This is a genomic window from Pseudoduganella lurida (genome assembly GCF_007830455.1).
GTDB lineage: Bacteria > Pseudomonadota > Gammaproteobacteria > Burkholderiales > Burkholderiaceae_D > Rugamonas > Rugamonas lurida.
This window is the reverse complement of the sequence record NZ_VLLB01000011.1, coordinates 1-26,210: the sequence shown is the minus strand read 5'-3', so window position 1 is coordinate 26,210 and position 26,210 is coordinate 1. Positions and strand designations below refer to the sequence as shown.

At 67.0% G+C, this 26,210-nt stretch carries 22 protein-coding genes and 1 rRNA gene; 7 read left to right on the top strand and 16 right to left on the bottom strand.

Features of this window, described 5'->3' with window-relative positions; translation table 11 throughout:
• Positions 1-5 precede the first annotated feature (5 nt).
• Positions 6-1,058: a dihydroorotase gene (gene pyrC / locus IP91_RS22765; protein WP_145652293.1), complete on the bottom strand. Its 1,053-nt coding sequence runs from the start codon at positions 1,056-1,058 to the stop codon at positions 6-8.
• Between the two features lie 89 nt (positions 1,059-1,147).
• Positions 1,148-1,873: an amino acid ABC transporter ATP-binding protein gene (locus tag IP91_RS22760; protein ID WP_145652291.1), complete on the bottom strand. Its 726-nt coding sequence runs from the start codon at positions 1,871-1,873 to the stop codon at positions 1,148-1,150.
• A gap of 254 nt (positions 1,874-2,127) precedes the next feature.
• Here IP91_RS22760 and IP91_RS22755 point away from each other — a divergent pair, with 254 nt between their 5' ends.
• Complete coding sequence (locus IP91_RS22755) at positions 2,128-3,384, top strand: dicarboxylate/amino acid:cation symporter (RefSeq protein WP_145652289.1); 1,257 nt, start codon at positions 2,128-2,130, stop codon at positions 3,382-3,384.
• A 66-nt stretch (positions 3,385-3,450) separates the two neighbouring features.
• Here IP91_RS22755 and IP91_RS22750 read toward each other — a convergent pair whose 3' ends face one another.
• The 4 genes from IP91_RS22750 to IP91_RS22735 all read right to left on the bottom strand — a co-directional run bounded on the left by IP91_RS22750 (position 3,451) and on the right by IP91_RS22735 (position 7,216).
• Positions 3,451-4,038 (bottom strand): TlpA family protein disulfide reductase, encoded by a 588-nt coding sequence (locus IP91_RS22750; protein ID WP_145652287.1) that lies wholly within the window; start codon positions 4,036-4,038, stop codon positions 3,451-3,453.
• A gap of 24 nt (positions 4,039-4,062) precedes the next feature.
• Complete coding sequence (locus IP91_RS22745) at positions 4,063-4,827, bottom strand: hypothetical protein (protein ID WP_145652285.1); 765 nt, start codon at positions 4,825-4,827, stop codon at positions 4,063-4,065.
• On the bottom strand, positions 4,824-5,231 hold the full coding sequence (locus IP91_RS22740; RefSeq protein WP_145652283.1) for a hypothetical protein: 408 nt from the start codon (positions 5,229-5,231) through the stop codon (positions 4,824-4,826). The genes IP91_RS22745 and IP91_RS22740 overlap by 4 nt, the downstream gene beginning before the upstream one ends.
• Before the next feature lie 146 nt (positions 5,232-5,377).
• Positions 5,378-7,216: an ABCB family ABC transporter ATP-binding protein/permease gene (locus tag IP91_RS22735; protein WP_145652281.1), complete on the bottom strand. Its 1,839-nt coding sequence runs from the start codon at positions 7,214-7,216 to the stop codon at positions 5,378-5,380.
• A gap of 64 nt (positions 7,217-7,280) precedes the next feature.
• On the opposite strand from IP91_RS22735, the gene IP91_RS22730 reads away from it, so the two are divergent.
• Both IP91_RS22730 and IP91_RS22725 read left to right on the top strand, forming a co-directional pair.
• Positions 7,281-7,742 carry an acyl-CoA thioesterase gene (locus tag IP91_RS22730; RefSeq protein WP_145652279.1) on the top strand — a complete coding sequence of 154 codons (462 nt, stop codon included), beginning with the start codon at positions 7,281-7,283 and terminating at the stop codon, positions 7,740-7,742.
• A 13-nt stretch (positions 7,743-7,755) separates the two neighbouring features.
• Positions 7,756-9,321 (top strand): alkaline phosphatase D family protein, encoded by a 1,566-nt coding sequence (locus IP91_RS22725; protein ID WP_145652278.1) that lies wholly within the window; start codon positions 7,756-7,758, stop codon positions 9,319-9,321.
• A gap of 11 nt (positions 9,322-9,332) precedes the next feature.
• Here IP91_RS22725 and IP91_RS22720 read toward each other — a convergent pair whose 3' ends face one another.
• The 4 genes from IP91_RS22720 to IP91_RS22705 form a co-directional block, all read right to left on the bottom strand.
• Entirely contained in the window at positions 9,333-11,018 is a 1,686-nt protein-coding gene (locus IP91_RS22720) for a long-chain fatty acid--CoA ligase (protein ID WP_145652276.1), read from the bottom strand.
• 82 nt (positions 11,019-11,100) lie between these two features.
• On the bottom strand, positions 11,101-12,819 hold the full coding sequence (locus tag IP91_RS22715) for a long-chain-fatty-acid--CoA ligase (RefSeq protein ID WP_145652274.1): 1,719 nt from the start codon (positions 12,817-12,819) through the stop codon (positions 11,101-11,103).
• Between the two features lie 162 nt (positions 12,820-12,981).
• Positions 12,982-14,136, bottom strand: coding sequence for an aminopeptidase (locus tag IP91_RS22710; RefSeq protein WP_229474861.1), 1,155 nt, complete (start codon positions 14,134-14,136; stop codon positions 12,982-12,984).
• Positions 14,137-14,145: 9 nt separating this feature from the next.
• Entirely contained in the window at positions 14,146-16,230 is a 2,085-nt protein-coding gene (locus IP91_RS22705) for a molybdopterin-containing oxidoreductase family protein (RefSeq protein ID WP_145652272.1), read from the bottom strand.
• A 180-nt stretch (positions 16,231-16,410) separates the two neighbouring features.
• Here IP91_RS22705 and IP91_RS22700 point away from each other — a divergent pair, with 180 nt between their 5' ends.
• Complete coding sequence (locus IP91_RS22700) at positions 16,411-17,604, top strand: M20 aminoacylase family protein (protein WP_145652271.1); 1,194 nt, start codon at positions 16,411-16,413, stop codon at positions 17,602-17,604.
• 197 nt (positions 17,605-17,801) lie between these two features.
• Here IP91_RS22700 and IP91_RS22695 read toward each other — a convergent pair whose 3' ends face one another.
• Positions 17,802-18,710: an NAD(P)-dependent oxidoreductase gene (locus IP91_RS22695; RefSeq protein ID WP_145652269.1), complete on the bottom strand. Its 909-nt coding sequence runs from the start codon at positions 18,708-18,710 to the stop codon at positions 17,802-17,804.
• A 138-nt stretch (positions 18,711-18,848) separates the two neighbouring features.
• Between IP91_RS22695 and IP91_RS22690 the strand changes: the two genes are divergently transcribed.
• Positions 18,849-19,397 (top strand): acyloxyacyl hydrolase, encoded by a 549-nt coding sequence (locus IP91_RS22690; RefSeq protein WP_229474857.1) that lies wholly within the window; start codon positions 18,849-18,851, stop codon positions 19,395-19,397.
• 40 nt (positions 19,398-19,437) lie between these two features.
• Here the strand turns inward: IP91_RS22690 and IP91_RS22685 are convergent, their stop codons facing one another.
• Together IP91_RS22685 and IP91_RS22680 are read right to left on the bottom strand one after the other, a co-directional pair.
• On the bottom strand, positions 19,438-20,166 hold the full coding sequence (locus IP91_RS22685; RefSeq protein WP_158643193.1) for an SDR family NAD(P)-dependent oxidoreductase: 729 nt from the start codon (positions 20,164-20,166) through the stop codon (positions 19,438-19,440).
• Positions 20,154-21,206, bottom strand: a complete 1,053-nt coding sequence (locus tag IP91_RS22680; protein WP_158643192.1) for a patatin-like phospholipase family protein — start codon at positions 21,204-21,206, stop codon at positions 20,154-20,156. The genes IP91_RS22685 and IP91_RS22680 overlap by 13 nt, the downstream gene beginning before the upstream one ends.
• Positions 21,207-21,224: 18 nt before the next feature.
• Between IP91_RS22680 and IP91_RS26550 the strand changes: the two genes are divergently transcribed.
• Both IP91_RS26550 and IP91_RS22670 read left to right on the top strand, forming a co-directional pair.
• Entirely contained in the window at positions 21,225-22,454 is a 1,230-nt protein-coding gene (locus tag IP91_RS26550) for a phosphatase PAP2 family protein (RefSeq protein ID WP_158643191.1), read from the top strand.
• Positions 22,430-23,047, top strand: coding sequence for a CDP-alcohol phosphatidyltransferase family protein (locus tag IP91_RS22670; RefSeq protein ID WP_229474855.1), 618 nt, complete (start codon positions 22,430-22,432; stop codon positions 23,045-23,047). The genes IP91_RS26550 and IP91_RS22670 overlap by 25 nt, the downstream gene beginning before the upstream one ends.
• On the opposite strand, the gene IP91_RS22665 is transcribed toward IP91_RS22670, so the two are convergent.
• The 3 genes from IP91_RS22665 to rrf all read right to left on the bottom strand — a co-directional run bounded on the left by IP91_RS22665 (position 22,998) and on the right by rrf (position 26,028).
• The gene (locus IP91_RS22665) at positions 22,998-24,788 is read right to left on the bottom strand and encodes a bifunctional alpha/beta hydrolase/class I SAM-dependent methyltransferase (protein WP_145652260.1); all 1,791 of its coding nucleotides are present in this window, start codon (positions 24,786-24,788) and stop codon (positions 22,998-23,000) included. The genes IP91_RS22670 and IP91_RS22665 overlap by 50 nt on opposite strands.
• Before the next feature lie 10 nt (positions 24,789-24,798).
• A complete protein-coding gene (locus IP91_RS22660) occupies positions 24,799-25,644 on the bottom strand; it encodes a phosphatidate cytidylyltransferase (RefSeq protein WP_158643190.1) in 846 nt (281 codons plus the stop codon).
• A 271-nt stretch (positions 25,645-25,915) separates the two neighbouring features.
• Positions 25,916-26,028, bottom strand: a 5S ribosomal RNA gene (gene rrf / locus IP91_RS22655).
• Positions 26,029-26,210 lie beyond the last annotated feature (182 nt).

The window sequence follows — 26,210 nt, the reverse complement described above, 5'->3', positions numbered from 1 at the left end:
AACGCTTAGACCATCTTCCAGTTGATCGTTTCGCCGGCATTGAGCGGCACGATCTGCTGGTCCGCGAACGGCAGCGTTTGCGGCAGCGTCCACTGTTCGCGCTGCAGGGTGATGGTGCCTTCGTTCGGCGGCAGGCCGTAGAACGCCGGGCCGTTCAGGCTGGCGAACGCTTCCAGCTTGTCGAGCGCGCCGGCCCGTTCGAACGCTTCCGTGTACAGCTCCATCGCATGCAGGGCCGTGTAGCAGCCGGCGCAGCCGCAGGCCGCTTCCTTGGCGCCCTGCGCGTGCGGCGCCGAGTCGGTGCCGAGGAAGAAGCGCTCGTCACCGCTGGTGGCGGCCGTCACGAGCGCCAGGCGGTGCTCCTCGCGCTTGAGCACGGGCAGGCAGTAGTAATGGGGACGGATGCCGCCCTTGAAGATCTCGTTGCGGTTGTACAGCAGGTGGTGCGCCGTGATGGTGGCCGCGATCGGGCCTTCCGCCTCGGCCACGTACTGCGCCGCATCCTTGGTGGTGATGTGTTCGAAGACCACGTTCAGGGCCGGGAAGTTCTTGCGCAGGGGGCGCATCACGCGCTCGATGAACACGGCTTCGCGGTCGAACAGGTCGATCTCGGGATCCGTCACTTCGCCGTGCACGAGGAAGGGCAAGCCCACTTCCTGCATCACTTCCAGGACCGGGAAGCAGTTGACCAGGTCGGTCACGCCCGCATCGGAATTGGTGGTGGCGCCGGCCGGGTACAGCTTCACGGCATGCACGAAGTCGGAATCGGCGGCGCGGCGGATCTCGTCCGGCGACGTGTTGTTGGTCAGGTACAGCGTCATCAGGGGCTCGAACGCCACGCCGGCCGGCAGCGCGGCCAGGATGCGGTCGCGGTAGGCCGCGGCCTGGGCGACGGTGGTGACGGGCGGGCGCAGGTTCGGCATCACGATGGCGCGGCCGAACTGGCGCGCGCTGTGCGGCAGCACGCTGGCCATCGTGGCGCCGTCGCGCAGGTGCAGGTGCCAGTCGTCGGGGCGGATGATCGTCAGGGAGGATGGCGCTTCGAAGGTGGTGGACATGACGGCTCTAAGGATGGGTGGAATACGGATGGAATGCGGGGGATGCGATATTTTACGCGCTGGGCGGCTCGGTGCGCAGTGCCCCGGACTTAATGGATGATCCTGGCGAGGAACTCGCGTGCCCGTTCCGAACGGGGCGCGGCAAAGAATGCGTCCTTCGGGCTGTCCTCGACGATGCGCCCGCCATCCATGAACAGCACGCGGTTGGCCACCTTGCGGGCAAAGCCCATCTCGTGCGTCACGACCAGCATCGTCATGCCCTCGCCGGCCAGGCCCACCATCACGTCCAGCACCTCGTTGATCATTTCCGGATCGAGGGCGGACGTGGGCTCGTCGAACAGCATCGCGATCGGGTCCATCGCCAGCGCGCGGGCAATCGCCACGCGCTGCTGCTGGCCGCCGGAGAGCTGGGCCGGGAATTTGTCCTGCTGGGCCAGCAGGCCCACGCGGTCCAGGTACTTCAGGCCCCGCTCGTTCGCCTCCTCACGCGTGCGCCCCAGCACCCTGATCTGGGCGAGAGTGAGGTTGTCGCGCACGGACAGGTGCGGGAACAGCTCGAAGTTCTGGAACACCATGCCGATGCGCGAGCGCAGCTGCGGCAGGTTCGTGCCCGGCGCACCGACCGACGTGCCGTCGACCAGGATCTCGCCCTGCTGGAACGGCTCCAGGCCGTTGACGGTCTTGATCAGCGTGGATTTGCCCGAGCCGGACGGCCCGCAGATCACCATCACGTCGCCCCTGGCGACATGCGCGGTGCAATCCGTGAGCACCTGGAACGGGCCATACCACTTGCTGATGTTGTTTATGTCGATCATGGACGGTCAGATGGTGAAGAGGCCGGCGCAAGCGGTTTATTTTCGTCGCAATCGCCGCGCGAACCCGCGCTTGACAGTGCGGGAGGGCACACGGATACTGCCGACCTTATCAATTAAACTGCCTAAAAATTCAACATGGCCGCGCGACATCATAGCGCGATCCGCTGAAATACCGGGGACGGCACCCCGGCAAAGGCAACCCCGGCCCGCACGCTATCCGCCACGGCGCGGCCGACAGATGGAGAGACAGACGCATGGAGAAGAAAAACCGCCTGACCACCTGGATCCTGGTGGCACTGGCACTGGGGATCCTGGCCGGCTACATCCTGAACACGACGATGGCGGCGCCCGCCTCGTACAGCGACGCGATGTCGCTGATCACGACCGTGTTCCTCCGCCTGATCAAGATGATCATCGCGCCCCTGGTGTTCTCCACCCTCGTCGTGGGCATCGCCCGCATGGGCGACGCGGGCGACGTGGGCCGCATCGGCGTGAAGACGCTGGCGTGGTTCTTCATCGCTTCCGTGATGTCGCTGGCGCTGGGCCTGGTGCTGGTCAATATCTTCCGCCCGGGCGATGCGCTGGCCGGCACGCTGGCCGCCACCGGCCACGCCGACCTGGCAACGAGCAGCCTGACGCTGAAGGATTTCATCACTCACCTGGTACCTGCTTCCATCATCGACGGCATGGCCAAGAACGAGATCCTGCAGATCGTGGTGTTCTCGCTGTTCTTCGGCCTGGCCGCGGCCGCCGTGGGCAAGAAGGCCGAACCGATGATCGACGTGGTCGACGGCGTAGCCCACGTGATGCTGAAGGTAACGGGCTACGTGATGCAGTTCGCGCCGGTGGCCGTGTTTGCCGCCGTCTCGGGCATCATCGCCAAGGAAGGCCTGATCGTGCTGAAGACCTACGGCGTGTTCATGGCCGAGTTCTACTTCGGCATCGCCGTGCTGTGGGGCCTGCTCATCGCGGCCGGCTTCATCTTCCTGGGCAAGCGCATCTTCGACCTGCTGACGGAAGTGCGCGGCCCGACGATCCTGGCCTTCTCCACCGCCTCCTCGGAAGCGGCGTTCCCGAAAACGCTGGAAGGCCTGGAGCGCTTCGGCGTGCGCAACCGCATCGCCGCCTTCGTGCTGCCGATCGGTTACTCGTTCAACCTGGACGGCTCCATGATGTACTGCACGTTCGCCGCCGTGTTCATCGCCCAGGCCTACGGCATCGAGCTGTCGATGGGCACGCAGATCTCGATGATGGCCGTGCTGATGCTCACGTCGAAAGGCATGGCCGGCGTGCCGCGCGCCTCGCTGGTGGTGATCGCCGCCACGCTGTCGCAGTTCAATATCCCGGAAGCGGGCCTGGTGCTGCTGCTGTCGATCGACCACTTCCTGGACATGGCCCGCTCGGCCACCAACGTGATCGGCAACAGCATCGCCACCGCCGTGGTGGCGAAGTGGGAAGGCGAACTGACGGCGCCGGCCGAGAAGGATGTGGCCACCGCGCCGCTCAACTGAACGGCGCCCCTGCCATCGAAAACCGGACGGCTCGTCCGGTTTTTTTTCGCCCGCGTTTTCCGGATGCTAGGGCAGCACCGACACGCGCGGCCGCCGCGGTCCGCGCCCGTGCGGCGGCCCCGCCAGGCCCAGGATCGCATCGCGCCCGACCACGGGGGGCGCCACCACGATGCCGTCGCGCCGCACCTTCAGCGCGCAGGGCATGACCGCCACCCCGCAGCGCCGGCTCGCCGCCCCATCCTGCTGCAGCAGCACTTCGTGGCCGGCCAGCTGGCCCAGCTGCGCCAGGCGGGCATCGAGCCGGCCGTCGGCAATCACCACCAGCTTGTCCGGATGGCCGCGGCGCGGCAGCAGCGCTTCCAGCAAGGCGCGGCAGGGTGCGCTGTCCGGGCCGACGAACAGCAGCAGCATGTCGCGCCCTTCGGCAAACAGCGCGGCGGAAGGGACCGGGCGGCCGTCCAGCGCCAGCGCCATGAAGAACGGCAGCGGATCGCCGCGCCGCAGCGGCCGCCCGCAGGCGCGGCGGCCCGCCCCCGTTGCGTGCGTCTGCCACAGTGCCCAGGCCAGCGCCAGCAGGCCCAGCGCACCGGCCGCCAGCAGCCCCGCCAGTGCCGCCAGCGGTACCGTGACGCCGATTGCACGCAGCGCATCCATTCGCCCTCCCGCCTTGCCGGGTTTTCAATATGGCGTCAGCACATCGCCGGCCAGCACGGGACCGGCCGTGTCGGCGCTATGGTTCCAGCTCGCCAGCGCGGCGGCCGAGGCCTGCGCCGCCGTGCGCGGGCTGCCGAGCACGAAGCCTTCCAGCACGTCGCCCGGCATCAGGTGGTTCGGATAGGGCGGCAGGTAATCTGCCGCGCGCCAGAACACGTAGCTGTAGCCATCCGTTTCACCGCGCCAGCCGGGCGGCGTGCCCAGGATCGCCACCGGTGCCGACACCATCAGCGCCAGCGCCGACAGGTACAGCCCGGAATCGGCTGCTTCGTCGTTGTACAGCGTGTAGCGCCAGCTGCCGGCGGCACGCTCCGTGCGCACGCGCGCGTGCAGGGTCGCCGCGGCGGCGCAGGTCGGCGGCGGAATCTGCACGCAGCGGTTCAGCACCAGGCTGTGCACCTGCCTGCCTGCGGCACGATGGCCGGCACCGTGGACGAAATGGCTGACGGTAAGCGACAGCAGGCAGCGCGTGCCGGGCAACAGCGCCGGATCGCGGAAGCGCACCGCGATGGTGGCGACCCCGCCGGCCTCCAGCAGCCCGAGCACGAGGGGGAACGCGGCGGGACTGGTGCGCACGGCGCCGCCCAGCGTGACGGCCCGCACCGCCAGGCCGGCCAGCGACGTGTCGCCCACGTTCCGCACTGGCACGGTGAGCCGCAGTTCGCCGTCCGCATTGACGATGCCGGGCGCGCCCAGCACGACGCGCGCGGCGGTGGCGAGCCTGCTCATCCGGCCCTCCGCGCCGTCAGCGGGATGCGGTCGCCCAGCCGGTACCAGCGCGGGATCCAGGTGCCCGGCATGATCAGCAGCAGGCCGCAGGCCAGCATCAGCACCGACAAGGGTTCCGGCACGGGAATCGGTGGTGCGGAAGCCGGGCCGGCGAAGCCCGATGGGGGCAGGAGTGCTTCGGCAGCGGGGAGCGGCGCGTCCGTCAAGGCCAGGATGCTGCCTGGCGCGGGCCAGGGACCTGCGGCCGCCGTGCCGTTCCACGGCAGCGTGGCGGCGGGCGCAGTAGCGTCGGTCCACCCTGCCGCCGGCAGCTCGATCACCTCCAGCGCCGATACAGGCCGGCAGGCCAGCAGCGCGGCGATGCCGAGACCGATGCCAACGACGGTGGCAGGCAAGCTTCCCACGGCAACCTCCCCGAACCGGCCGCAGCGCGGCCCCGGCTACAGCAAGGCAAATTGCGCGCCATCGGTAAAAATTCTTACGGATCAGTGGCTTACTGCGCAGTCAAAAGCGGCCCCGGCGCTGGTGTCAACGGGGCCGACAGGTACGATCAGGCGTCCACCCCGGCGACGGCCTCCTCCGGCGCATCGGCGCGGGCCTGCTGGCGGGCCCACATCTGCGCGTACACGCCATCGGCCGCCAGCAGCGCCGCATGCGTACCGCGCTCGACGATGCGGCCATGGTCCAGCACGAGGATCTGGTGGGCATCGGCCACCGTCGACAGGCGGTGCGCGATGACCATGGTGGTGCGGTTCTTCGCGATCTCCTTCAGTTGCGCCTGGATAGCCTGCTCGGACTTCGAATCGAGGGCCGAGGTGGCCTCGTCGAAGATCAGGATCGCCGGGTTCTTCAGCAGGGTGCGTGCGATCGCCACGCGCTGCTTCTCGCCGCCGGAGAGCTTCAGCCCCCGTTCGCCCACCATCGTGCGGTAGCCATCCGGCAGGCTGTCGATGAAGTCGTGGATCGAGGCGGCGCGCGCGGCGGCCACGATCTCGTCGTGCGTGGCGCCCGGCTTGCCGTAGCCGATGTTGTACTCGATCGTGTCGTTGAACAGCACCGTATCCTGCGGCACGATGCCGATCGCATGGCGCAGCGAATCCTGCGTGACGGCGCGCAGGTCCTGCCCGTCGATCGTGATCGCGCCGCCGTTCACTTCGTAGAAGCGGTACAGCAGCCGCGACAGGGTCGACTTGCCCGAGCCGCTATGGCCCACCACGGCCGTCGTGGTGCCGGCCGGGATGGTGAAGTCCACGTCGAACAGGATCTGGCGCTTGGCCTCGTAGCTGAAGTCCACGTGGTTGAAGCGCACCGCCGCGCCCTGCGTGACAAGCGGCCGGGCATCCTTCGCATCGGCCACCTCGCGGTTCTCGTCCAGCAGCGCGAACAGGCGTTCCATGTCCGCCAGGCTCTGCTTGATCTCGCGGTAGATCACGCCCAGGAAGTTGAGCGGGATGTACAGCTGGATCATGAACGAGTTCACCAGCACCAGGTCGCCCAGCGTCATCGTGCCGTCGATCACGCCCACGGTGGCGCGCCACAGGATCAGCGTGACGGCGCTGGCGATGATGGCCGACTGGCCCGTGTTGAGCAGGGACAGCGACGTCTGCGAGCGCACCGCCGCCGATTCATAATGCTGCAGGCCCTCGTCGTAGCGGCGCGCCTCGTAGTCCTCGTTGCCGAAATACTTGACGGTCTCGTAGTTGATCAGCGAGTCGATCGCCTTCGTGTTCGCCTTCGAGTCGAGGTCGTTCATCGTGCGGCGGAAGTGCGTGCGCCAGTTGGTGACGGTGACCGTGAAGGCGATGTACAGCACCAGCGCGCTGAACGTGATGATGGAGAACCAGATGTCGTAATGCGTGACGAGGTAGCCCAGCACCAGCGTGATCTCCACCAGCGTGGGCAGGATATTGAACAGCGTGTACGAGATCAGCGAGCCGACGCCGCGCGTGCCCCGCTCGATGTCGCGCGTCATGCCGCCGGTCTGCCGGTTCAGGTGGAAGCGCAGCGACAGCGCATGCAGGTGCCGGAACACCTGCAGGGCGATGGTGCGCACGGCACGCTGCGTGACGCGGGCGAACAGGAATTCGCGCAGCTCGGTGCACAGCGTGGTGGCCAGCCGCAGCGCGCCATAGGCAACCAGCAGGCCGATCGGCAGCACGAGCACGGTACGCGGATCGCCCGGCTGCAGGGTCAGCGCATCGACCAGGTGCTTCATCACCACGGGCACGCCCACGTTGGCGAGCTTGGCGCCCACGAGTGCCAGCAGCGCGAGACCCACGCGCCACTTGTACACCCACAGATAAGGTAACAATGTTTTTAAAGTGGCAAGATCGCTGCGGCCGGGACGGGGTGGCGGGGACGGTTCGGCAGAAGGGGAGGAACGACGCATGACGGGCGGTAGGCTGGCAGTGGTTTACAATCGGCCCCATTGTAGCCCTCAACCCGATTCGACGATGACCACGCCCGAAAACACGCCTGTTACACCTGTCTCGCCCGCCGCCATCCCCGTGCCGAACTGCCTGCCGCCCGGCAAGATGCCGGAGCTGCGCGTGATGCCGGCCCCGGCCGATGCGAACGTGTACGGCGACGTGTTCGGCGGCTGGATCATGGCCCAGGTCGACATCGCCGGCTCGCTGCCGGCCACGCGCCGCGCCAACGGCCGGGTGGCGACGATCGCCGTCAATTCCTTCGTGTTCAAGAATCCCGTCTTCGTGGGCGACCTGCTGTCGTTCTATGCCGATATCGTCAAGGTGGGCAACACGTCGATCACCGTCAACGTGGAGGTGTACGCCGAGCGCAACCGGCTGCAGGCGGACATCGTGAAGGTGACGGAGGCCACGCTGACCTACGTGGCGACGGGCCCGGACCGCCGGCCCCGCCCGGTGCCGCCGCTGGACAGCCTGATCCACGCCTGATCCGGGAGCCACCATGCACGGCCGCCGGCAGTTGCTGCTTACCGGCGCCCGCGTGGCCGGGCTGGCGGCGCTCGCGCCCTTCCTGCCGGTGGCCGGCGCGCCGCGCAACCAGCCCTACCCGTTCACGCTCGGCGTCGCTTCCGGCTCGCCGCTGCCCGACTCGGTGGTGCTGTGGACGCGCATCCTGTTCGATCCGCTGAACGCGGCCGCCACGCCGCCCGTGGCCTTTGCCGTGCGCTGGGAAGTGGCGGAGGACGAAGCCTTCCGCCGCATCGCCGCGCGCGGCAGCGCCACCGCCAGCCCGGCCCTCGCGCACAGCGTGCATGTCGATGCGAAGGGCCTGCGGCCGGACCGCTGGTACTGGTACCGCTTCATGCTGGGCGATGCCGTGAGCGCCATCGGCCGCACCCGCACGGCGCCGCCGCCGGACGCGATGCCGGCGTCGCTGAGGCTGGCGGTGGCGTCCTGCCAGCATTGGGAATTCGGCCACTACGCGGCGCACCGCCATATCGCGCAGGCCGCGCCCGACCTCGTCGCTTTCCTCGGCGACTACATCTACGAATGGGGCGCCTACAGCCGGCAGCATCCTGCGCGCGCCGTACGCCGCGACGAGAGCTTCACGCTCGACCAGTACCGCGCCCGCTACGCCCACTACAAGACGGACCCGGACCTGCAGGCCGCCCACCTCGTGGCGCCCTGGATCCTCACCTGGGACGACCACGAAGTGGCCAACGACTACGGCGGCCTGCGCGACGAGCTGCTGTCGCCCGACTTCGCGGCCCGCCGCGCGGCCGCCTACCAGGCCTACTGCGAGCACCAGCCGCTGCGCTTCGCGGCCCGTGGCTTCGACGACGTGCGCATGGTCCAGCGCTATGACTGGGGCCGGCTGGCCCGTTTCCACGTGCTGGACAACCGCCAGTACCGCTCGCCGCAGGCGTGCCCGCGGCCCAGCCGGGGCGGCTCGAACTCCGTCTACCGCAATGCCTGCGCGATGCTGGCCGACGTGCGGCGCACGATGCTGGGGGCACCGCAGGAAGCGTGGCTGAAGGAAGGCCTGAAAAGTTCGCCGGCGCGCTGGAACGTGCTGGCCCAGCAGACGCTGATGGCGCAGTCGTCGCAGGTAGAACTGCGCCGCGCCAGCGACGGCCGCTTCTGGACCGATGGCTGGGACGGCTATCCGGCGGCGCGCCAGCGGCTGCTCGATGCGGTGCGGGGCAGCGGCGCGGCCAATCCGCTGGTGCTGTCCGGCGACGTGCACACGTTCTATGCGGCCGAGCTGCGGCGCGATCCGACGCGGCCCTCTGCATCGAGCAACCCGGTGGTGGCGACGGAATTCTGCGGCACCTCAGTGACGTCGAATTCGCGGCCGCAGGAGCGCACGGCGCAGTACGTGGCGATGAACCCGCACATCAGATATGGCCGCAGCGACCGGCGGGGGTTCATGCTGTTCGAGCTCACGCCGGCCCGCACCTCGGTGCTGTTCCAGGGGCTCGACGATGTGCGCGATCCGGACAGCGGCCTGCAGACGCTGGCGCGGTTCGCGGTGGAGGACGGGAAGGCGGGGATGGCGGGCGCCTGAGCCCCGCCCGATCAGGCAGCCCGCTTTTCGGTGGCCGGCTTTTCATCCCTTAATTGCCGCCGCAGGATCTTGCCCACGTTCGTCTTCGGCAGGTCGTCGCGGAACTCGATGTACTTCGGCTTCTTGTACGCCGTCAGTTCGTGCTTGCAGAAGGCCAGCAGCTCATCCGCCGTCAGGTTCGGATCCTTGCGCACCACGAACAGCTTGACCGCCTCGCCGGAGTTCTTGTCCGGCACGCCGATGCAGGCGCATTCCAGCACGCCCGGATGCGCGGCCACCACGCCTTCCACTTCGTTCGGATAGACATTGAAGCCGGAGACGATGATCATGTCCTTCTTGCGGTCGACGATCTTCGTGTAGCCGCGCGCATCCATGATGCCGATGTCGCCCGTCTTGAAGAAGCCGTCCGGCGTCATCGACTTCGCCGTCTCGTCGGGACGCTGCCAGTAGCCGGCCATCACCTGCGGGCCGCGGATGGCGATCTCGCCCGGCTGGCCCAGCGGCACCTCGACGCCGTCGTCGTCCAGGATCGCCACTTCGGTCGACGGGATCGGCAGGCCGATCGTGCCGGTGAACTCCTTGATGTCGACGCGGTTGGCGGTGGCCACCGGCGACGTTTCGGACAGCCCGTAGCCCTCGATGATCGGCGTGCCGGTCAGCTTGAGCCACTTGTCCGCCACGGCCTGCTGCACGGCCATGCCGCCGCCGTTGCATACCTTGTAGCTGGAGAAATCGAGCTTGGCGAAATCGGGATTGTTCAGCAGCGCGTTGTACAGCGTGTTCACGGCCGGCACGACCGTGACGCGGTACTTGGCCAGCTCCTTGACGAAGCCGGGAATGTCGCGCGGGTTCGGCACCAGCAGGTTCAGGCCGCCCAGGCGCATGCCCATCAGCGCGCTGACCGTCAGCGAATAGATGTGGTACAGCGGCAGCGCACAGACGAACACGATCTGCTCCTTCTGCGGCGCCATGTTCAGCCACGCCTCGTTCTGCAGCACGTTGGCGATCACGTTCCGGTGCAGCAGCACGGCGCCTTTCGAGACGCCCGTGGTGCCGCCCGTGTACTGCAGGAAGGCGATGTCGTCATGGCCGAGCTGCACCGGGTTCAGCGTGAGGCGCCCCCCTTCGGCCAGCACCTGCCTGAACGGCACGGCGCGCGGCAGCGAGAACGCCGGCACCATCTTCTTCACGTGGCGCACCACCAGGTTGACGATGGCGCCCTTGACGGTGCCCATCAGGTCGCCCATCGTGGCCACGATCACGTGCTTGACCGGGGTTTCCTGCAGCACGGCCTGCACCGTGTGCGCGAAATTCTCCAGCACGATGATGGCCTCGGCGCCGGAATCCTTCAGCTGGTGCTCCAGTTCGCGCGGCGTGTACAGCGGATTCACGTTGACCACCGTGTAGCCGGCGCGCAGGATGCCCGCCAGCGCCACCGGATACTGCAGCACGTTCGGCAGCATGATCGCCACGCGCGCACCGGGCGCCAGGCCCTTCGCCTGCAGCCAGGCGCCGAACTTGCGCGACATCTGGTCGACTTCCGCATAGGTGAGGAACCTGTCCATGCAGACGTAGGCCTTCTCGTTGGCATACTTGCGGAACGATTCCTCCAGCAGGTGCGTCACCGAGGTGTACTGCCCCACGTCGATGTCCGCAGGGACGCCGTCGGGATAGGATGCCAGCCAGATTTTTTCCATCGTTGCCTCTTCTTTCTTGTCTTGTTTTGCTTGTCTCAGCCTGCGGCGCGGCTCGTGGCCGCGCCGGCCTGCGGCACGGCCATCATGCCGCCGTGGCCTTGCTGTCGGCCTTGTCGGCCGCCGTGTCCGTCACCTCGTCGCGCAGCACGCGGCGCAGGATCTTGCCCACGTTCGTCTTCGGCAGCTCGTCGCGGAATTCGATGTGCTTCGGCCGCTTGTAGCCCGTCAGGTTTTCGCGGCAATAGGCCATCAATGTGTCGGCCGTGAGCGCCGGATCCTTGCGCACCACGTACAGCTTCACGGCCTCGCCGGAATGCGCGTCCGGCACGCCGATGCACGCCACTTCCAGCACGCCCGGATGGGCCGACACCACCGCCTCCAGCTCATTCGGGTACACATTGAAGCCGGAGACCAGGATCATGTCCTTCTTGCGGTCGACGATCTTCACGTAGCCCCGCTCGTCCATCACGCCCACGTCGCCCGACTTGAAGAAGCCATCGGGGGTCATCACCTTGGCCGTTTCGTCCGGCCGGTTCCAGTAGCCCGTCATCACCTGCGGGCCGCGGATGGCGATCTCGCCCGGCTGGCCGAGCGCCACCTCGTTGCCCTCGTCATCGAGGATGCGCACTTCGGTGGACGGAATCGGCAGGCCGATGGTGCCGGAAAACGCCGTGCTGTCGGCGCGGTTGCAGGTGGCGACGGGTGCCGTCTCGGACAGGCCGTAGCCCTCGATGATGGCCACGCCGGTGGCCTTGAGCCACTTGTCGTTGACGGCCTGCTGCACGGCCATGCCGCCGCCGTTGGCGATCTTCAGGCCGGAGAAATCGAGGTGCTGGAAATCCGGATGGTTCACCAGCGCGTTGTACAGCGTGTTCACGGCCGGCAGCATGTTGAACTTGTACTTGGCCAGCTCGCGGATGAAGCCGCCGATGTCGCGCGGGTTCGGGATCAGGATGTTCAGCGCGCCGATGCGCATGCCCAGCATCGCGCAGGCCGTCAGCGCGAAGATGTGGTACAGCGGCAGCGCGCAGACGATCGACACCTCCTCCACCTGCGGCGCCTTCGCCATGCCCGGCTGCAGCCAGACTTCGGTCTGCAGCACGTTGGCGATCACGTTCCGGTGCGTGAGCGTGGCGCCTTTCGACACGCCCGTGGTGCCGCCCGTGTACTGCAGGAAGGCGACATCCTCGTGGTGCAGGTCGACCGGGACGAGCTTCATGCTGCCCGCATGCGACAGCGCCTCCTTGAAGCGCACCGCGTTCGGCAGCGAATATGCGGGCACCAGCTTCTTCACGCTGCGCACCACGAAGTTGACGATCAGGCCCTTCGCCACGCCCAGCAGCTCGCCCATGCTGGCCACGATGATGTGCTTCACGGCCGTGCGACCGAGCACCCCTTCCAGCGTGGCGGCGAAGTTCTCCAGGATGATGATGGCTTCCGCGCCCGAATCGACCAGCTGGTGTTCCAGCTCGCGCGGCGTGTACAGCGGATTGACGTTGACGACGGTGTAGCCGGCGCGCAGCACGGCGGCGATCGCGATCGGGTACTGCAGCACGTTCGGCATCATCAGCGCCACGCGCGCGCCCTTCTTCATGCCGCGGCTCTGCAGCCAGGCGCCGATGCGCTTCGAATAGGCATCGAGCTCCGCGTAGGTGATGGACTTGTCCATGCACACGTAGGCCTTGCGCTGCGCGTATTTTTGGAAGGATTCTTCCAGCAGGTGTACCAGCGAGCGGTACTGGTGCGTATCGATCTCGGCGGGAACGCCGGGCGGGTACGATGTCAACCAGGTTTTATCCATGCTGTGCCTCTTGTCTCCGTGTTTTTATACCGTGGCCGGCGCACAGTGCCGGAGCCGTCCCAAAAAAACGAACGCTCGTGCTATCCACGACACCAGATGCTATCGGCAGGCACGACCGTATGCAAGCGCTTTTTGTTTCGCCCGGGCCGTGCCAGGACGCAGTCAGTGGCCGCCGACGCGTTCGCCCGGCCGCTGCAGGGTATTGTCCGCCACCGTGCTCACCGGGGCGGGCATGGCAGCCTGGGCCAGCTGCGCCAGGCGCTCGTTGCGCTCCACGGAAGGCAGGTTGCTCATGCGCTGCACTGCCGCATAGAAGCGCGGAAACGTCTTTTCCTGGGCCAGCAGGGCCTTGAAGCCGGGCAGCAGGTCATTATAGGTGGCGACGGCGGCGAGGTGGGCATTGGTGAGCTTTTCGGCAAAGAAGCGGTCGTAGCCCGCGTAGCCGCCCCAGCTGGCTTTCAGCACGGCGTATTCGGACTGCAGCGACGCGAAGATGCGCGCCTTTTCCTCGCGCTTCTTCTTCGTGCTGGCCTTGCCCGCATACAGGTCGCTGAGCCGCTGCCTGTGCTTCACCAGCAGGTTGAGGAATTCCTTGCGGCGCGTGCTGTAGCGCAGGTAGGCCTCGCGCATCGCCTCGTTGCCGTACAGGTCCAGCCAGCGGTCGACACCGGCCTCCTCGACTGCCGAAGCAAACGCCTCGTTGAAGCGCGAATCGCCGGGGATGTACACCACCTGGTGCGCCAGCTCGTGGAACACCATGCGCGCCAGCTCGGCATCGGAGTAGTTGATGAAGGTGGACAGCAGCGGATCGCTGAACCAGCCCAGCGTGGAGTAGGCCGGCACGCCGCCCACCTGCACGTCGTCGCCCTCGGCGCGCAGCTCCGCCGCATAGGCCATGGCGTCTTCCTTGTTGTAGTAGCCGCGGTAGGCCACGCAGCCGGCGATCGGGAAGCACCACTGGATCGGGCGCAGCGACAGCTCGGGCGTGGCAACCACGTTCCACAGCACGAAGGGACGGTTCAGTGCCGCGTACTGCTTGTAGCTGGCGTTGTCCGGCAGGCCCAGTTGCTGGACCGCGAACTTGCGGATGACGACGGATTTCTCGAGGCGGGCGCGCAGCTTCGGTTCGGTGTTCGGATCGCCCAGCCAGTCATCGACGGGACGCGAATCGGACCACAGCGAATACTGGCCCTGCGCCGCCTGCACGTAGTACTTCACCTGCGCGCAACCGGCCAGCATCGCCGCGCAGGAAAGCCCGGCCAGCAGGTACCTGGCACGTTTGCTGGCGGGGATGAAGGTGCGGGCAATCTTCCGCATGGTTCCTACTCATGAGACACGTTCGACCTGCACCAGTGTATCGTAAAACGTTGGCGCGCGGCCCATGTCGGTCAGGCGCTGGCTGGTGACTTCATTGACGTTCTTGCCATCGCCGGCCAGCTTCTTCCACCAGATCGACAGCCCCACCACGAGCCCCTTGCGGGCCTTGTCCGTGACCCGCGCCTTGCACACGAACGCCCCCCGATCGTTGAAGATCCGCACCATATCGCCGTGGTTGATGGCACGTGTTGTCGCATCGTCAGGATGGATGTCGAGGCGCGGTTCGCCCTCCGTGGCGCGCAGGCTCTGCACGTTCACGAACGTGGAATTGAGGAAATTGCGCGCCGGCGGGGAGATCATTGCCAGCGGGTATTTTTCTGCCAGCTGTGGCGTCGATGCCACCGATTCGTAGTTGGCGATGTAGGCCGGCAGCGGATCGAGACCGTCCGCCGCCATGCTCGCCGAAAAGAACTCGCATTTGCCGGACGGTGTGGGGAATCTGCCGTGCGCGAACGGGGCATCCGGCATGGCCAGCTTCTGCCAGCCCTTCTGCCTGAGCGAATCCCAGTCGAAGTGGATGGCACGGGCGTCGTCCTTGCGGAAGGCGCTGGCCGCCATCTCGTCATCGGATTCGCGGAAGCAGTCGTCCGTGAAGCCCATGCGCGCGGCCAGCAGGCGGAAGATCTCCGTGTTCGGCTTGGCCTCGCCCATCGGCGCGATGGCCGGGTTGTTGGCCATCATGTACAGGTGGCCGTAGGCCAGGTGCGCATCCGTGTGTTCCAGCTGCGTGGTGGCCGGCAGCACGATGTCGGCGTAGTCCACCGTATCGGTGGGGAACTGTTCCAGCACCACCGTGAACAGGTCCTCGCGGGCAAAGCCGGCCTGCACCTTCGACGAATCCGGTGCCACGGCCACGGGGTTCGAGTTGTAGACGATGACGGCATCCACGCGCGGACCGAATTCGGGCGAGGCGGGGCGCAGCAGATCGTCGCCGATCGTCGTCATGTTGATGGTGCGCGGCAGCTTCGCCAGGTCCGGCAGCAGGTCGGGACGCTGCAGCGCCGGCTTGTTGGTGGGGAAGGAACCGGAGGTGGACAGCTGGATGCCGCCCGCCGCATGGCGCCAGGCGCCGACCAGCGCCGGCAGGCAGGCGATGTTGCGCACCGCCATGCCGCCGCCGCGCACGCGCTGCACGCCGTAGTTGACGCGGATCGCCACCGGATCGCCCTCCTTCGCCGCCTGCCCGTACAGGCGCGCCAGCTGCAGCACCTGCTCTTCCGGGATGCCGCAGGTCGCGGCCGTACGCGCCGGCGTCCATTCCGCCACGCGCTCCTTCAGCTGCCCGTAGCCCAGCGTGTACTGGATGATGTAGTCCTCGTCGACCAGGTTCTCGGCGATCAGCACGTGCATCATGCCCAGCGCCAGCGCCGCATCGGTGCCCGGCATCGGTGCGACGTGCAGGTGGCACTTCTCGGCCGTGAGCGAGCGGTACGGGTCGATGGCCACCAGCGTGGCGCCGCGCCGCTTGGCTTCCTGGGCGCGCATCCAGAAGTGCAGGTTGGAGGCGATCGGATTGCCGCCCCAGATCAGGATCACTTTCGCGTCCTGGAACTGTTCCAGGTCCGTGCCGATCGAGCCGCCGATCGTGTACTTGTAGCCGGTGAACCCGGCCATCGCGCAGATGGTGCGGTCCAGCAGCGAGGCGCCCAGCTTGTGGAAGAAGCGCAGCGACATCGATTCGCCCTGCAGCAGGCCCATCGTGCCGCAGTAGCTGTACGGCAGGATCGCTTCCGGCGCCGTGGCGGCCAGCGGCTTCAGGCGCGCGGCGATCTCGTCGAGCGCCTCGTCCCAGCTGATGCGCTCGAACCGGCCCTCGCCCTTCCTGCCGACGCGGCGCAGCGGGTACAGCAGCCGGTCCGGCGAATAGGTGCGCTCGGCATAGCGGGCCACCTTCGTGCACAGCACGCCGGCGGTGGTGGGATGGTCGGGGTCGCCCTTGATCTCGGTGGCCACGCCGTCTTCGACGGTCACGAGGATGGCGCAGGTGTCGGGGCAGTCGTGCGGGCAGGTCGCGCGCACCTGGGTGGTAGTCATGTGAATCCGGTCGGGCAGTGGAAAGCAATCCACCATGGTAAACGATCGCGCCGGCAAATGCTCGGGCCGAGGGGGTGGCCGGGCGAGTGTTATAAGGGCTACAATGATCCGATCGCTACTATGGCCCACACAGCGCGCAGCCGGCTCCGTCTGCGCGACAGACCTCACCTGGAGAGCCAGATGAAACTCGTCGAACCCATCATTGCGTTTCAATCCGCGCTGCAGCAGATCCGCCGCGACCTGCATGCGCATCCCGAACTGTCCTACGAAGAAGTGCGCACCTCCGATGCCGTGGCCGCCAAGCTGGCGGAATGGGGCATTCCCGTCGTCCGCAACATCGGCATCACGGGCCTGGTGGGCATCATCAAGAATGGCACCTCGCCCCGTGCGATCGGCCTGCGCGCCGACATGGACGCGCTGCCGATGCAGGAAGTGAATACCTTCGCGCACGCCTCGCGCCACCCCGGCAAGATGCACGCCTGCGGCCATGACGGCCACACGGCCATGCTGCTGGGCGCCGCCTACCACCTGGCCCGGCAGCGCGACTTCGACGGCACCGTCTACCTGGTGTTCCAGCCGGCCGAGGAAGGCGGCGCCGGCGCGCGCAAGATGATCGAGGACGGCCTGTTCGAGCGCTTCCCGATGGAAGCCATCTATGGCATGCACAACTGGCCCGGCTATGCGGCCGGCACGATGAATGTGTGCGAGGGGCCGATGATGGCCTCGTCGAACGAATTCCACGTGACGGTCAGGGGCAAGGGCGCCCATGCGGCCCAGCCGCACAACGGCATCGATCCCGTGATGATTGCCGTGCACATCGCCCAGGCCTGGCAGACGATCATCACCCGCAACAAGAGCCCATTGGACACGGCCGTACTGTCGATCACGCAGATCCATGCCGGCAGTGCGACGAACGTGATTCCCGACACGGCGCAGCTGGTGGGCACCGTGCGCACCTTCACAACGCCCGTGCTGGACCTGATCGAGCGCCGCATGCGCGCGCTGGCCGAAGGCATCGCCGCCAGCTTCGACGCCGAAGTGGACTTCCAGTTCAAGCGCAACTACCCGCCACTGATCAACCACGCGAACGAAACGCGCTTTGCCGCCGGGGTGATGAAGGCCGTCGTCGGCGAAGACAAGGTGAACACGAACGTGGAGCCGACGATGGGCGCCGAGGACTTCGCCTTCTTCCTGCAGGAGAAGCCGGGCTGCTACATCTTCATCGGCAACGGTGAAGGAGATCACCGCGAAGGCGGCCATGGCCTGGGCCCGTGCGTGCTGCACAACGGCAGCTACGACTTCAACGACAACCTGCTGCCGGTGGGCGCCAGCTTCTGGGTGCGGCTGGTGGAGACGGCGCTGCCGCTGCGATAGACCGGTTTGCCCGCCCGGCGCGAAGGTGCCTCCAGAACGAGCGATTCCTTCCAGGTGCGGCTGGAGGCGGCGCTGCCGCTGCGGTAGCCCGGTTCGCCCGCCCGGCGCGAAGGTGCCGCCAGAATGGACGATTGTTTCGGGTGCGGCTTTGGGAGACGGCGCTGCCGCTGCGTTAATTTGCTGCGTTATCGGCTGCGTTACTCTGCAGGCAGCTGGTCGGGCGCCCCGCCCACGCGCTGGCCGGGATTCAGGCGCTCCAGCGCCAGCAGCGCCGCCGAATGGTCGGCCTGCGGATACACCTCGCGGATCGACTCGTAGCGCTCCGTCACCAGGCTGGTGACAGGCAGCGCGACACCGGCCGCCGCCGCCGCGGCAAGGATGTTGTGCAGGTCCTTCAGCTGCGTCGTCACCTGCCCTCCCGGCATGAAATTGCGCTCCAGCATGCGCTGGCCATGCACGTCGAGGATGCGGCTTTCGGCAAAGCCGCCGCGGATCGCGTCCCGCACGGACGCCGGATCCGCACCGGCCGCATGCGCCAGCAGCAGCGCCTCCGCCACGATGTTGAGCGTGCCGCCCACGATCAGCTGGTTGCACAGCTTGGCCACCTGCCCCGCGCCGGCCGGCCCCACGCGCGTGACCTTGCCCATCGCTTCAAATACGGGACGGGCCTCGTCGATGTCTTCCGGCGTCCCACCTGCCATGATGGCCAGCGTGCCCGCCCCCGCACCGCCCACGCCGCCGGACACGGGCGCATCGACGAAGCGGCAGCCCGCTTCCGCGAGCGCGGCATGAAAATCGTGGGCTTCGGACTGGCGCGTGGAGCTCATGTCGATCCACAGCGTGCCCGGGCGCAGGGCCGGCAAGGCCGCCGCGATGACGGCGCCGACCACCGGTCCCGCTTCGAGCATGGAGAGGACGATGTCCGCGTCGCGCACCGCATCGACCAGCAGCGGCACCGCGATCGCGCCGGCGTCCACCAGCGCCGCGGCCTTGCTGGCGGTGCGGTTCCAGGCCGTGACCGGAAAGCCCGCCCCGAGCAGCCGGCGCACCATCGGCTCCCCCATCAAGCCGATACCGAGAAATGCGATTCGCGTGGAAAATGCCATGTTTTGAGCCCGGAACGTGCGGAAATGGCGGCGATTCTAGCAAATCGGGTGCGTCCGGCCCGTTTTCGCGAAGATGGGTACAATATCCGGATTGCCGTATCGTTACGCATACAGCATGTCACTTTGAGAGCACAGCACATGAAGAAAATGATCGCGGCCCTGGCCGCATTGATGGCGGCAAATGCCGCTTTTGCCGCCGAAGGTCCGCTGGTGGAAGGCGTCTACGGCGAATTCGGTACCGCATCGAAGGTGCGCATGGCCCGCGCCGGCGCGACGAAGAACTGGGACCCGAGCTGGAGCTGGTTCGATTCGAACGGCACCCACCTGACGGGTTACTGGGACGCCAGCATCGGCTACTGGCAGCTGCGCCAATACAGGAACGTCCCCGGCGACAAGTCGCACATCGTCGATATCGGCTTCACCCCCGTGTTCCGCTTCGAGAACACCAACAAGCTGGGCGCCTACGCGGAACTGGGCATCGGCGCCCACGTGATGTCGCACCACTACGACAACAACGACGACGGCCTGTCGACGGCGTTCCAGTTCGGTGACCACATCGGCGTTGGCTATGTGTTCAACAAGAACTGGGAAGTGGCGGTGAAGTTCCAGCACTTCTCGAACGGCAGCATCAAGAAGCCGAACAGCGGCGTGGATTACGGCGTCGTGAAGCTGGCTTACCGCTTCTGATTGTTTCGTTGCTGATCGAGGGCCCGCCGCGTGCGGGCTCTTATTTTTTGCGGAACGCCTGCAGCGGCCGTGGCAGCAGGTTGAACAGCCGTACCAGTACGTGCAGCTGCCACGGGAACACGTAACGGGCCTCGCGCCGCGCGATCGCGCCCACGATATGCCGCACAGCCTGCGCCTCCGTCTGCAGGAAGGGCTTGCGGCCGGCATCGCCGTCGTTCAGTTCGCGCAGGCGCGCCGTATCGACATAGCCGGGCACGATGGCCGTGACGGCAATGCCGAACGGTGCCAGCGCCTTGCGGTAGGTGTCGCAGATGGCCAGCGCGGCGCGCTTGCTGGCGCTGTACAGCGAGGCGCCCGGATAGTCCTTCAGCAGGCCGGCGATCGATGCCAGCACCACCAGCTGGCCGTGGCCCTGCCGGCGCATGCGGGCCGATGCCGCGTCGAACGCGTGACACAGGCCGACCACGTTCGTGTGCAGTACCGGCAAGGTCGCTTCCTTGTCTGCCGCGATGGCCGCCGCATCCGTGTAGGCGCCGGCAGTCACGATCAGCAGGTCCAGCGGACCGAAGCTGTCCATCGCCCGTTCGGCCGATGCCCGGTCGGTGATTTCCACCGCATGCAGCGTGACGTGCGGGTCGTTTGCCAGCGGATGCCCGGCGAGGCGCGCGGGGTCGCGTCCGCACAGGGCCAGCGTGGCGCCCTGTTTGCTGTAATGCTCGGCCAGGGCCAGGCCGATGCCCCGCGTGCCGCCGATGATCATGATGCGCATGGACGATCCTCCTGGTGAAAGGCGGCCAGCGCGCGCTGGTACCCGTATTGCCATTGCGCCTCCGTCTGGACGCGGTACGCCCCGTAGCTGGCCGGCGCCACCAGGCGGACGCGGTTGTCCCGCCAGAAGATGGCCTTGCGCATGCCGTGTTCGCGCAGCGCCTGGCCGACGTCACTCGTGTCGATCCACGCATCCAACGGCTGCGCATGCACGTGGCGCAGGCGCGCGGGCCCGTCGATGCCCAGCACGCGGCGCCAGGCCGGCGCCATCAGCCAGGGGTTGAGTGGCGGCTTGCGCTCCATTGCCACCCGCCGCGCCAGCCGCTGCGCGATCTCCACCGGGAACAGGTCGATCACGCCGCCCGTGTAATGGCGGCTGTCATACGTATGGCAGCGGAAGTAGACCATGTCCGCCAGCGAGATGCGCACCGCGTCTTCCAGCGGCATGGTGCTGTCCGTTTCCAGTTGCGCGGCAACGGCGCCGCTGCTCCAGCGCGAATCGGCGGCCGGGGCTTCCATGTCATCCAGCAGCGCTGCCACGCGCTCATTGCCAAATACCGTCTCGGCAAACAGGGCGCGATCGCCGCGCGGCCGGCCCACGTCACCGGGTTCGAACAGCAGCCGGCCGCCGACGATGGCCACGGCCACCGTGTCGCTGGTGCCCGGCGGCGGCAGTGGCAAGGGCGACGACAGCTCGAACAGGTAATCGTCGAACAGGTCCGGCACGCGCGGGACGGCCGACCGGTCCAGCCAGCGCCATGCCGCGGCAGCGAGCACCGACAGCGGCGCCGCGCGGGCCGTGGAGCCGAGCCGCGCCAGGAAGGCGAACAGTTCGGGCGACTGCAGCCAGGCCTTGCGCGCCGCCGCATCGGGCAGGCGCGCGATTGCCGCCGCGGCCAGCGCACCGCCACAGCTGGCCAGCAGCACGTCCGGCGCGTGGCCGGAATCCTCTGCGGCGGCATGCACGCCCAGGTAGTAGCCGAAGCGGAAACCGCCGCCGGCCAGCACCAGGCAGCTGTCATATTGATGGGCTGATTGCATGCCATGCATAATGCACAAATGCCGCCTCTTCCACAATTGCCGTCGCGCGCGCCGCCGTTCGGCTGGCGCCTGCGCGCCGGGCACCTGCTGCTCAACTGGCTCGTGTTCGGCCTGTGCTACCAGGCCAGCGCGCACATGGCGGCGCGGCTGCCGGCGCAGCATAGCGTGGCGCTGGCAGCCGATCACGGGCTGCCGTTCTGGCCGTGGACGATCGTGTTCTATGCCACGTCCGGCATCTTCTTCACACTGGTGTTCCTGGCGGCGCCGCACGCCGAGGCGCTGCGCGTCGTCAGCCGGCGCATGCTGTTCTGCACCGTGGCCGCGGCGCTGGTCTTTGCGCTGTATCCGGCGCGGTTTACCTGGTCCCGCCCCGTCCTCGATGACGTTTTCCTGGGCGCCGCGTACCGCCTGCTGGACGCCGTCGACCGGCCGTTCAACCAGCTGCCGTCGCTGCACGTGGCGTACTGCGTGGTGTTCTGGCTGGCGTTGCATCCTCTGCTAGGCGGCTGGCGGCGCGCGGTGCTGGGCGGCTGGCTCGCGCTGGTGGCCCTCAGCACCCTGACCACGTGGCAGCATCATGTGCTGGACGTCGCCGGCGGCCTGCTTCTGGGCCTGGCCGCGGCGCTGCTGGTACGGCCCGGCACGACGCGACAGACGACTGTCGCGTTTTACTACGCGCTCATGGCGGGCGTGACGCTGCACATCGGCTGGTTCCTGCTCGGGTACTGGCTGGCCGTGTACGGGGCGGCCTGCCTGGCGCTGGTGGCGCTGGCCTACGCGCGCCGCGATCCGCATTTCACGCGCAAGCGCAACGGTCGCCACACCATTGCGAGCTGGCTTCTGTACTGGCCTTATCTCGCCGGCTACCGGCTCACCTGGCTGCTGGTGCGCTGGCGCGAGCGGCATCGTGCACCGTTCGAACTTGCCGGGCCAGGCCTGTTCATCGGCCGGCGCCTCGCCGACGCGGAAGCCCGCCTGCTGCCGCCCGACTGCCACGTGATCGACCTGTGCGCGGAGCTGCCGGAAACGCCGGCACTGCGCCGCGGATGGTATCGTCACCTCCCGCTGCTGGACCTGCAGGCGCCCCGCCCGTCGCAATTGCGTGCCATCCTGGCGCTGATGGCGGCGCAGCATCGCCAGGGCCACCAGATCTTCCTGCACTGTGCCATGGGGTACAGCCGCAGCCGTTTCATCGCCCGCCTCTATGCAAGGAGCCTTCGCCCGTGTCGTTCTCGATCTACCAGCTGAAACCGCGCTTCCAGCAGCTGCTGCGCCCCACCCTGTCCGCTCTCGCACGGGCCGGCATCACGCCCAACCAGGTGACGCTGGTGGCGATGTGCCTGTCCTGCGCCTACGGTGCGGCGCTGGCCTGGGCGCCGGAACGCAGTGGCCTGTGGTACGGCCTGCCGGCCTTCCTGCTGCTGCGCATGGCACTGAACGCGATCGACGGCATGCTGGCCAATGCCACGGGCAACAAGACGGTGCTGGGCGCGCTGCTCAACGAGATGTGCGACCAGGTGTCCGATGCGGCGCTGTACCTGCCGTTTGCGTTCGCTGCGGGGATTTCCGCGCCGCTCGTTGTGGCCGGCGTGGTGCTGGCCCTGCTGGCCGAATTTGCCGGCGTGCTGGCGCAGGGCGTGGGCGCGGGCCGCCGCTTCGACGGCCCGATGGGCAAGAGCGACCGGGCGTTCGCCTTCGGTGTGATCGCCCTGCTGGTCGGCGCAGGCGTCGCGCCGGTGTGGAGCAACGGCCTGCTGTGGGTGGTGCTGGTGCTGTGCGTGCTGACCGCGTTCAACCGGCTGCGCCAGGCGCTGCGGCTTTGCGCGCCACCGACACCGTGAAGATGCCGTCGACGCCGATCAGGGTACGTTCCTTGGCGGCGCCGGCCAGCCGCACCAGCGCATCCATCTCCACCTGCGGGCGCGGGCGCATCCGCCACGGCACGCCGCGGTGGTTGGTCAGCGTGCCGGCGATCATTTCCACCTGCGGGTGCCAGGGCTGCGCCGTGTAGATCACGCAGCCGCCCGGCTTCAGGCTCCGCACCACGCCCTGCAGTGCCGTCAGCACCGGTGCATTTTCCGTGAACAGTTCGAACAGGCCGGAGACGACGACGATGTCGTAGCGGCCTTCTTCGCCTGCATAGCTGGCCGGATCGAACGCATCACGCAGGCGACAGTCGACTTTCGCGCGCAGCTGCAGGTCCGCCGCCAGCTGGCGCGCGCGGTCCACGTTGTGCTGCGCATAGTCGCACAGCGTCACTTCGATGTCGCGCTCCTGGAAGCGCTTCACCGTCTCCAGCATGTAGCGCGCGGAACCGGCGGCGATATCAAGGATGCGCAGCGGCGTCCTGCCATCATGCGCGGCAATGCAGTCCGCCAGCAGTGCCTGCAGCTGCACCTTGCGCACGCGGATGCCGCGCCAGCCGACGGCGTCCAGGTAACCGCGGTCCATGAAGGCGCCGAACAGGCGGCCACCGGCCTGGTTGCGGTACACGTAGTCGAGCGATTCGCCGGAGTCGAAGCCGTGCGTGAGGCCGATGCGCATGCCGTTGCTGAGCGGGCCCAGGGCCTTCAGCATCGAACGCTGCATGGCATGCGACGCGCGGGTGAAGGCGGTGCCGTATTCGTTGCGCTCCAGCGCCGCATAGGCACGCGCGCTGGCACTGGTGCGGTCGGCATCGGCGTAGTGCGCCGCCGGCAGCGGCTGCGTGGCGTAGCAGGCCTCGACGAACTCGCGGCTGGCCTGCATGGCGACGGAGGTGTCGCGCTCGTAGAACACGGCGTGGTAGCAGTCGCGCAGTCGCACGTAGCGCTTGAGCGGCGACGATAGCCGCTCGAAGAACAGCTTCTGCGGCGCTTCATGGACCACGTAATCCTTGTCCGCCACGAGCATCAGCACGGGTACGTCGATCGCGGCCGCATCCTGCACGATGCGCTCCGCGGTATCGGCCAGCTCCAGCAGTATCTGCGCGGAGATGCTCTTGGCGATCAGCGGATCGCTGGCATACGCCTGCGCCTCTTCGGGCGAATGCGTGAGCATGCCGGGACGGATGTAGCTGGTGACGAACAGGTTCGGCTTGAACTTGCGGGCGAATCGCAGTCCCGGCTTTGCCAGCGGCACGTACAGCTTGATGCTGAACGCGGCGGCAGCCATGATGAGGCCACGAATGCGAGGCGCGTAATCGTGCACCCACGTGGCGGCAACGACGGCGCCAACGCTGTTCGCCACCACCAGCATGTCTTCGACGGCGATGCCATGCAGCTGCGCGATGTGGCGCACGAAGGCATCGAGATCGTCCACCATCGTGGCGAAACCGGGTGCCGCACCGCGCTCGCCGGGCGAATGGCCATGGCCGCGCGCATCGAAGGCAAAGGCCCAGTCCTGCTGGCAGGCGAAGCGTTCCACCAGCTGCGCGATGCGGCCCGAGTGTTCGTGACCGCGGTGCAGGAACACCAGGGCGCGCTGCGGTGCGTCGGTGCGGGGTGCCCTGGGCGCCCAGGTGCGGTAGAACAGGCGGGTGCCGTCGTTGGCATCGAAACCGGCTTCGGACATGACCCAGGCAGCGGGATTCTCTTGCTTCATCGTGCGATCCTCAGTGGTGGTTGAGCAGCAGGCAGTACAGCAGCGGCGCGGTGACGACCAGGCTGTCGACCCGGTCCAGAATCCCGCCGTGGCCGGGAATCAGCTGCGAAAAATCCTTGATGCCAAGGTAGCGCTTGGCCGCGGAAAACAGCAGGTCGCCGGCAAAGCCTCCCAGCGACAGCAGCACGGCGTAGAGAGCCAGGGTTCCGGCATCGCCAAGCTGCAGATAAGTGCCCAGGATGAGCGTGACCAGTTGCGAGACGACCAGGCCACCGGCCAGGCCCTGCCACGTCTTGTTCGGACTGATGGTCGGTGCGATCCTGCGGTTGCCGAACAGTTTGCCCGCAACGAACTGGCCGATATCGTTGAGCGCAGTGACGATGAACAGGTAGAACAGCCACGCGAGGTTGCCGTCGGTGCCGAATGACAGGGTACTGAAGCGGGCGAGGATCCAGCCCACGGAGGCCGTCAGCAATAGCAGCAGGTGGATCAATGGAGTCCGGCCTGCGAACTGCTGGAAATAACAGAATGCTGCTGCAATCGAGAGCGGCACGAGGAAAGTGGCCGTGGCTGGTAGCTGCCACTCCAGCACTGCAACCGAAGCCGCAAGGAGCATCGCATGCGTTGTCATTCGCCAGGCGGGCATGCCGGCATGCGGCATCAGTTCACTGACGGCCAGCGCATAAATCAGGCAGCCCAGCATGAGCGGACCAAGCGGATACAGCAGCAGTGCGATGGTGACGAAGGGGAAGATGCGCCACCAGGCATTGACCTGCGACCGGAGCGTTCCGGTGGGCCTTGCGAGACGCTGCACCAGCAATGAAGTCAGTCCCAGCAAGCCATACAGGGCTGTCATTGCGACACCGACATTGGAGGCGGGATTCAAAATCGGAAGCATTCTGTCTCACGATGAAATACTGCGAACAGTATAACTTGCTGTTACCGGGAGAAAACCGACTGGAAAGAAATTTGGAGAGAAACGCGGCGGTTCGCCAACGCCGAAGGATAAATAAAAACCCCGGGGGCTGCATGATCGAAAACAAGAAGCGCGGTTTGCAGTGCAAATTATCCACGTAGAATGCGAAAAACCCCCGCCAGATCACTGACGGGGGTTTCTCTATATAACAGCCTGACGATAACCTACTTTCACACTGGTTGCAGCACTATCATCGGCGCAAAGTCGTTTCACGGTCCTGTTCGGGATGGGAAGGGGTGGGACCGACTTGCTATGGTCATCAGGCATGACTTGTACACAGTCTCGTTCCCGATAGGGCAACGCGACTGCTGAATCTGGAAGAAGTAAAGTGGGGTATCTCAAACACAGGTAAATGCTTGTTGTTGACTATAACCGTCAAGGTTATAGGGACAAGCCTTACGGGCAATTAGTATCAGTTAGCTTAATGCATTACTGCACTTCCACAC

What these genes read in the sequence shown, in the direction of transcription:
- IP91_RS22760 (WP_145652291.1), bottom strand. Translation starts at nt 1,873, where the DNA reads ATGATCGACATAAACAACATCAGCAAGTGGTATGGCCCGTTCCAGGTG.
- IP91_RS22690 (WP_229474857.1), top strand. Translation starts at nt 18,849, where the DNA reads ATGAAGAAAATGATCGCGGCCCTGGCCGCATTGATGGCGGCAAATGCC.
- IP91_RS22745 (WP_145652285.1), bottom strand. Translation starts at nt 4,827, where the DNA reads ATGAGCAGGCTCGCCACCGCCGCGCGCGTCGTGCTGGGCGCGCCCGGC.
- IP91_RS22710 (WP_229474861.1), bottom strand. Translation starts at nt 14,136, where the DNA reads ATGCGGAAGATTGCCCGCACCTTCATCCCCGCCAGCAAACGTGCCAGG.
- IP91_RS22660 (WP_158643190.1), bottom strand. Translation starts at nt 25,644, where the DNA reads ATGACAGCCCTGTATGGCTTGCTGGGACTGACTTCATTGCTGGTGCAG.
- IP91_RS22725 (WP_145652278.1), top strand. Translation starts at nt 7,756, where the DNA reads ATGCACGGCCGCCGGCAGTTGCTGCTTACCGGCGCCCGCGTGGCCGGG.
- IP91_RS22715 (WP_145652274.1), bottom strand. Translation starts at nt 12,819, where the DNA reads ATGGATAAAACCTGGTTGACATCGTACCCGCCCGGCGTTCCCGCCGAG.
- IP91_RS22755 (WP_145652289.1), top strand. Translation starts at nt 2,128, where the DNA reads ATGGAGAAGAAAAACCGCCTGACCACCTGGATCCTGGTGGCACTGGCA.
- IP91_RS22700 (WP_145652271.1), top strand. Translation starts at nt 16,411, where the DNA reads ATGAAACTCGTCGAACCCATCATTGCGTTTCAATCCGCGCTGCAGCAG.
- IP91_RS22705 (WP_145652272.1), bottom strand. Translation starts at nt 16,230, where the DNA reads ATGACTACCACCCAGGTGCGCGCGACCTGCCCGCACGACTGCCCCGAC.
- pyrC (WP_145652293.1), bottom strand. Translation starts at nt 1,058, where the DNA reads ATGTCCACCACCTTCGAAGCGCCATCCTCCCTGACGATCATCCGCCCC.
- IP91_RS22695 (WP_145652269.1), bottom strand. Translation starts at nt 18,710, where the DNA reads ATGGCATTTTCCACGCGAATCGCATTTCTCGGTATCGGCTTGATGGGG.
- IP91_RS22720 (WP_145652276.1), bottom strand. Translation starts at nt 11,018, where the DNA reads ATGGAAAAAATCTGGCTGGCATCCTATCCCGACGGCGTCCCTGCGGAC.
- IP91_RS26550 (WP_158643191.1), top strand. Translation starts at nt 21,225, where the DNA reads ATGCCGCCTCTTCCACAATTGCCGTCGCGCGCGCCGCCGTTCGGCTGG.
- IP91_RS22680 (WP_158643192.1), bottom strand. Translation starts at nt 21,206, where the DNA reads ATGCAATCAGCCCATCAATATGACAGCTGCCTGGTGCTGGCCGGCGGC.
- IP91_RS22735 (WP_145652281.1), bottom strand. Translation starts at nt 7,216, where the DNA reads ATGCGTCGTTCCTCCCCTTCTGCCGAACCGTCCCCGCCACCCCGTCCC.
- IP91_RS22730 (WP_145652279.1), top strand. Translation starts at nt 7,281, where the DNA reads ATGACCACGCCCGAAAACACGCCTGTTACACCTGTCTCGCCCGCCGCC.
- IP91_RS22750 (WP_145652287.1), bottom strand. Translation starts at nt 4,038, where the DNA reads ATGGATGCGCTGCGTGCAATCGGCGTCACGGTACCGCTGGCGGCACTG.
- IP91_RS22685 (WP_158643193.1), bottom strand. Translation starts at nt 20,166, where the DNA reads ATGCGCATCATGATCATCGGCGGCACGCGGGGCATCGGCCTGGCCCTG.
- IP91_RS22665 (WP_145652260.1), bottom strand. Translation starts at nt 24,788, where the DNA reads ATGAAGCAAGAGAATCCCGCTGCCTGGGTCATGTCCGAAGCCGGTTTC.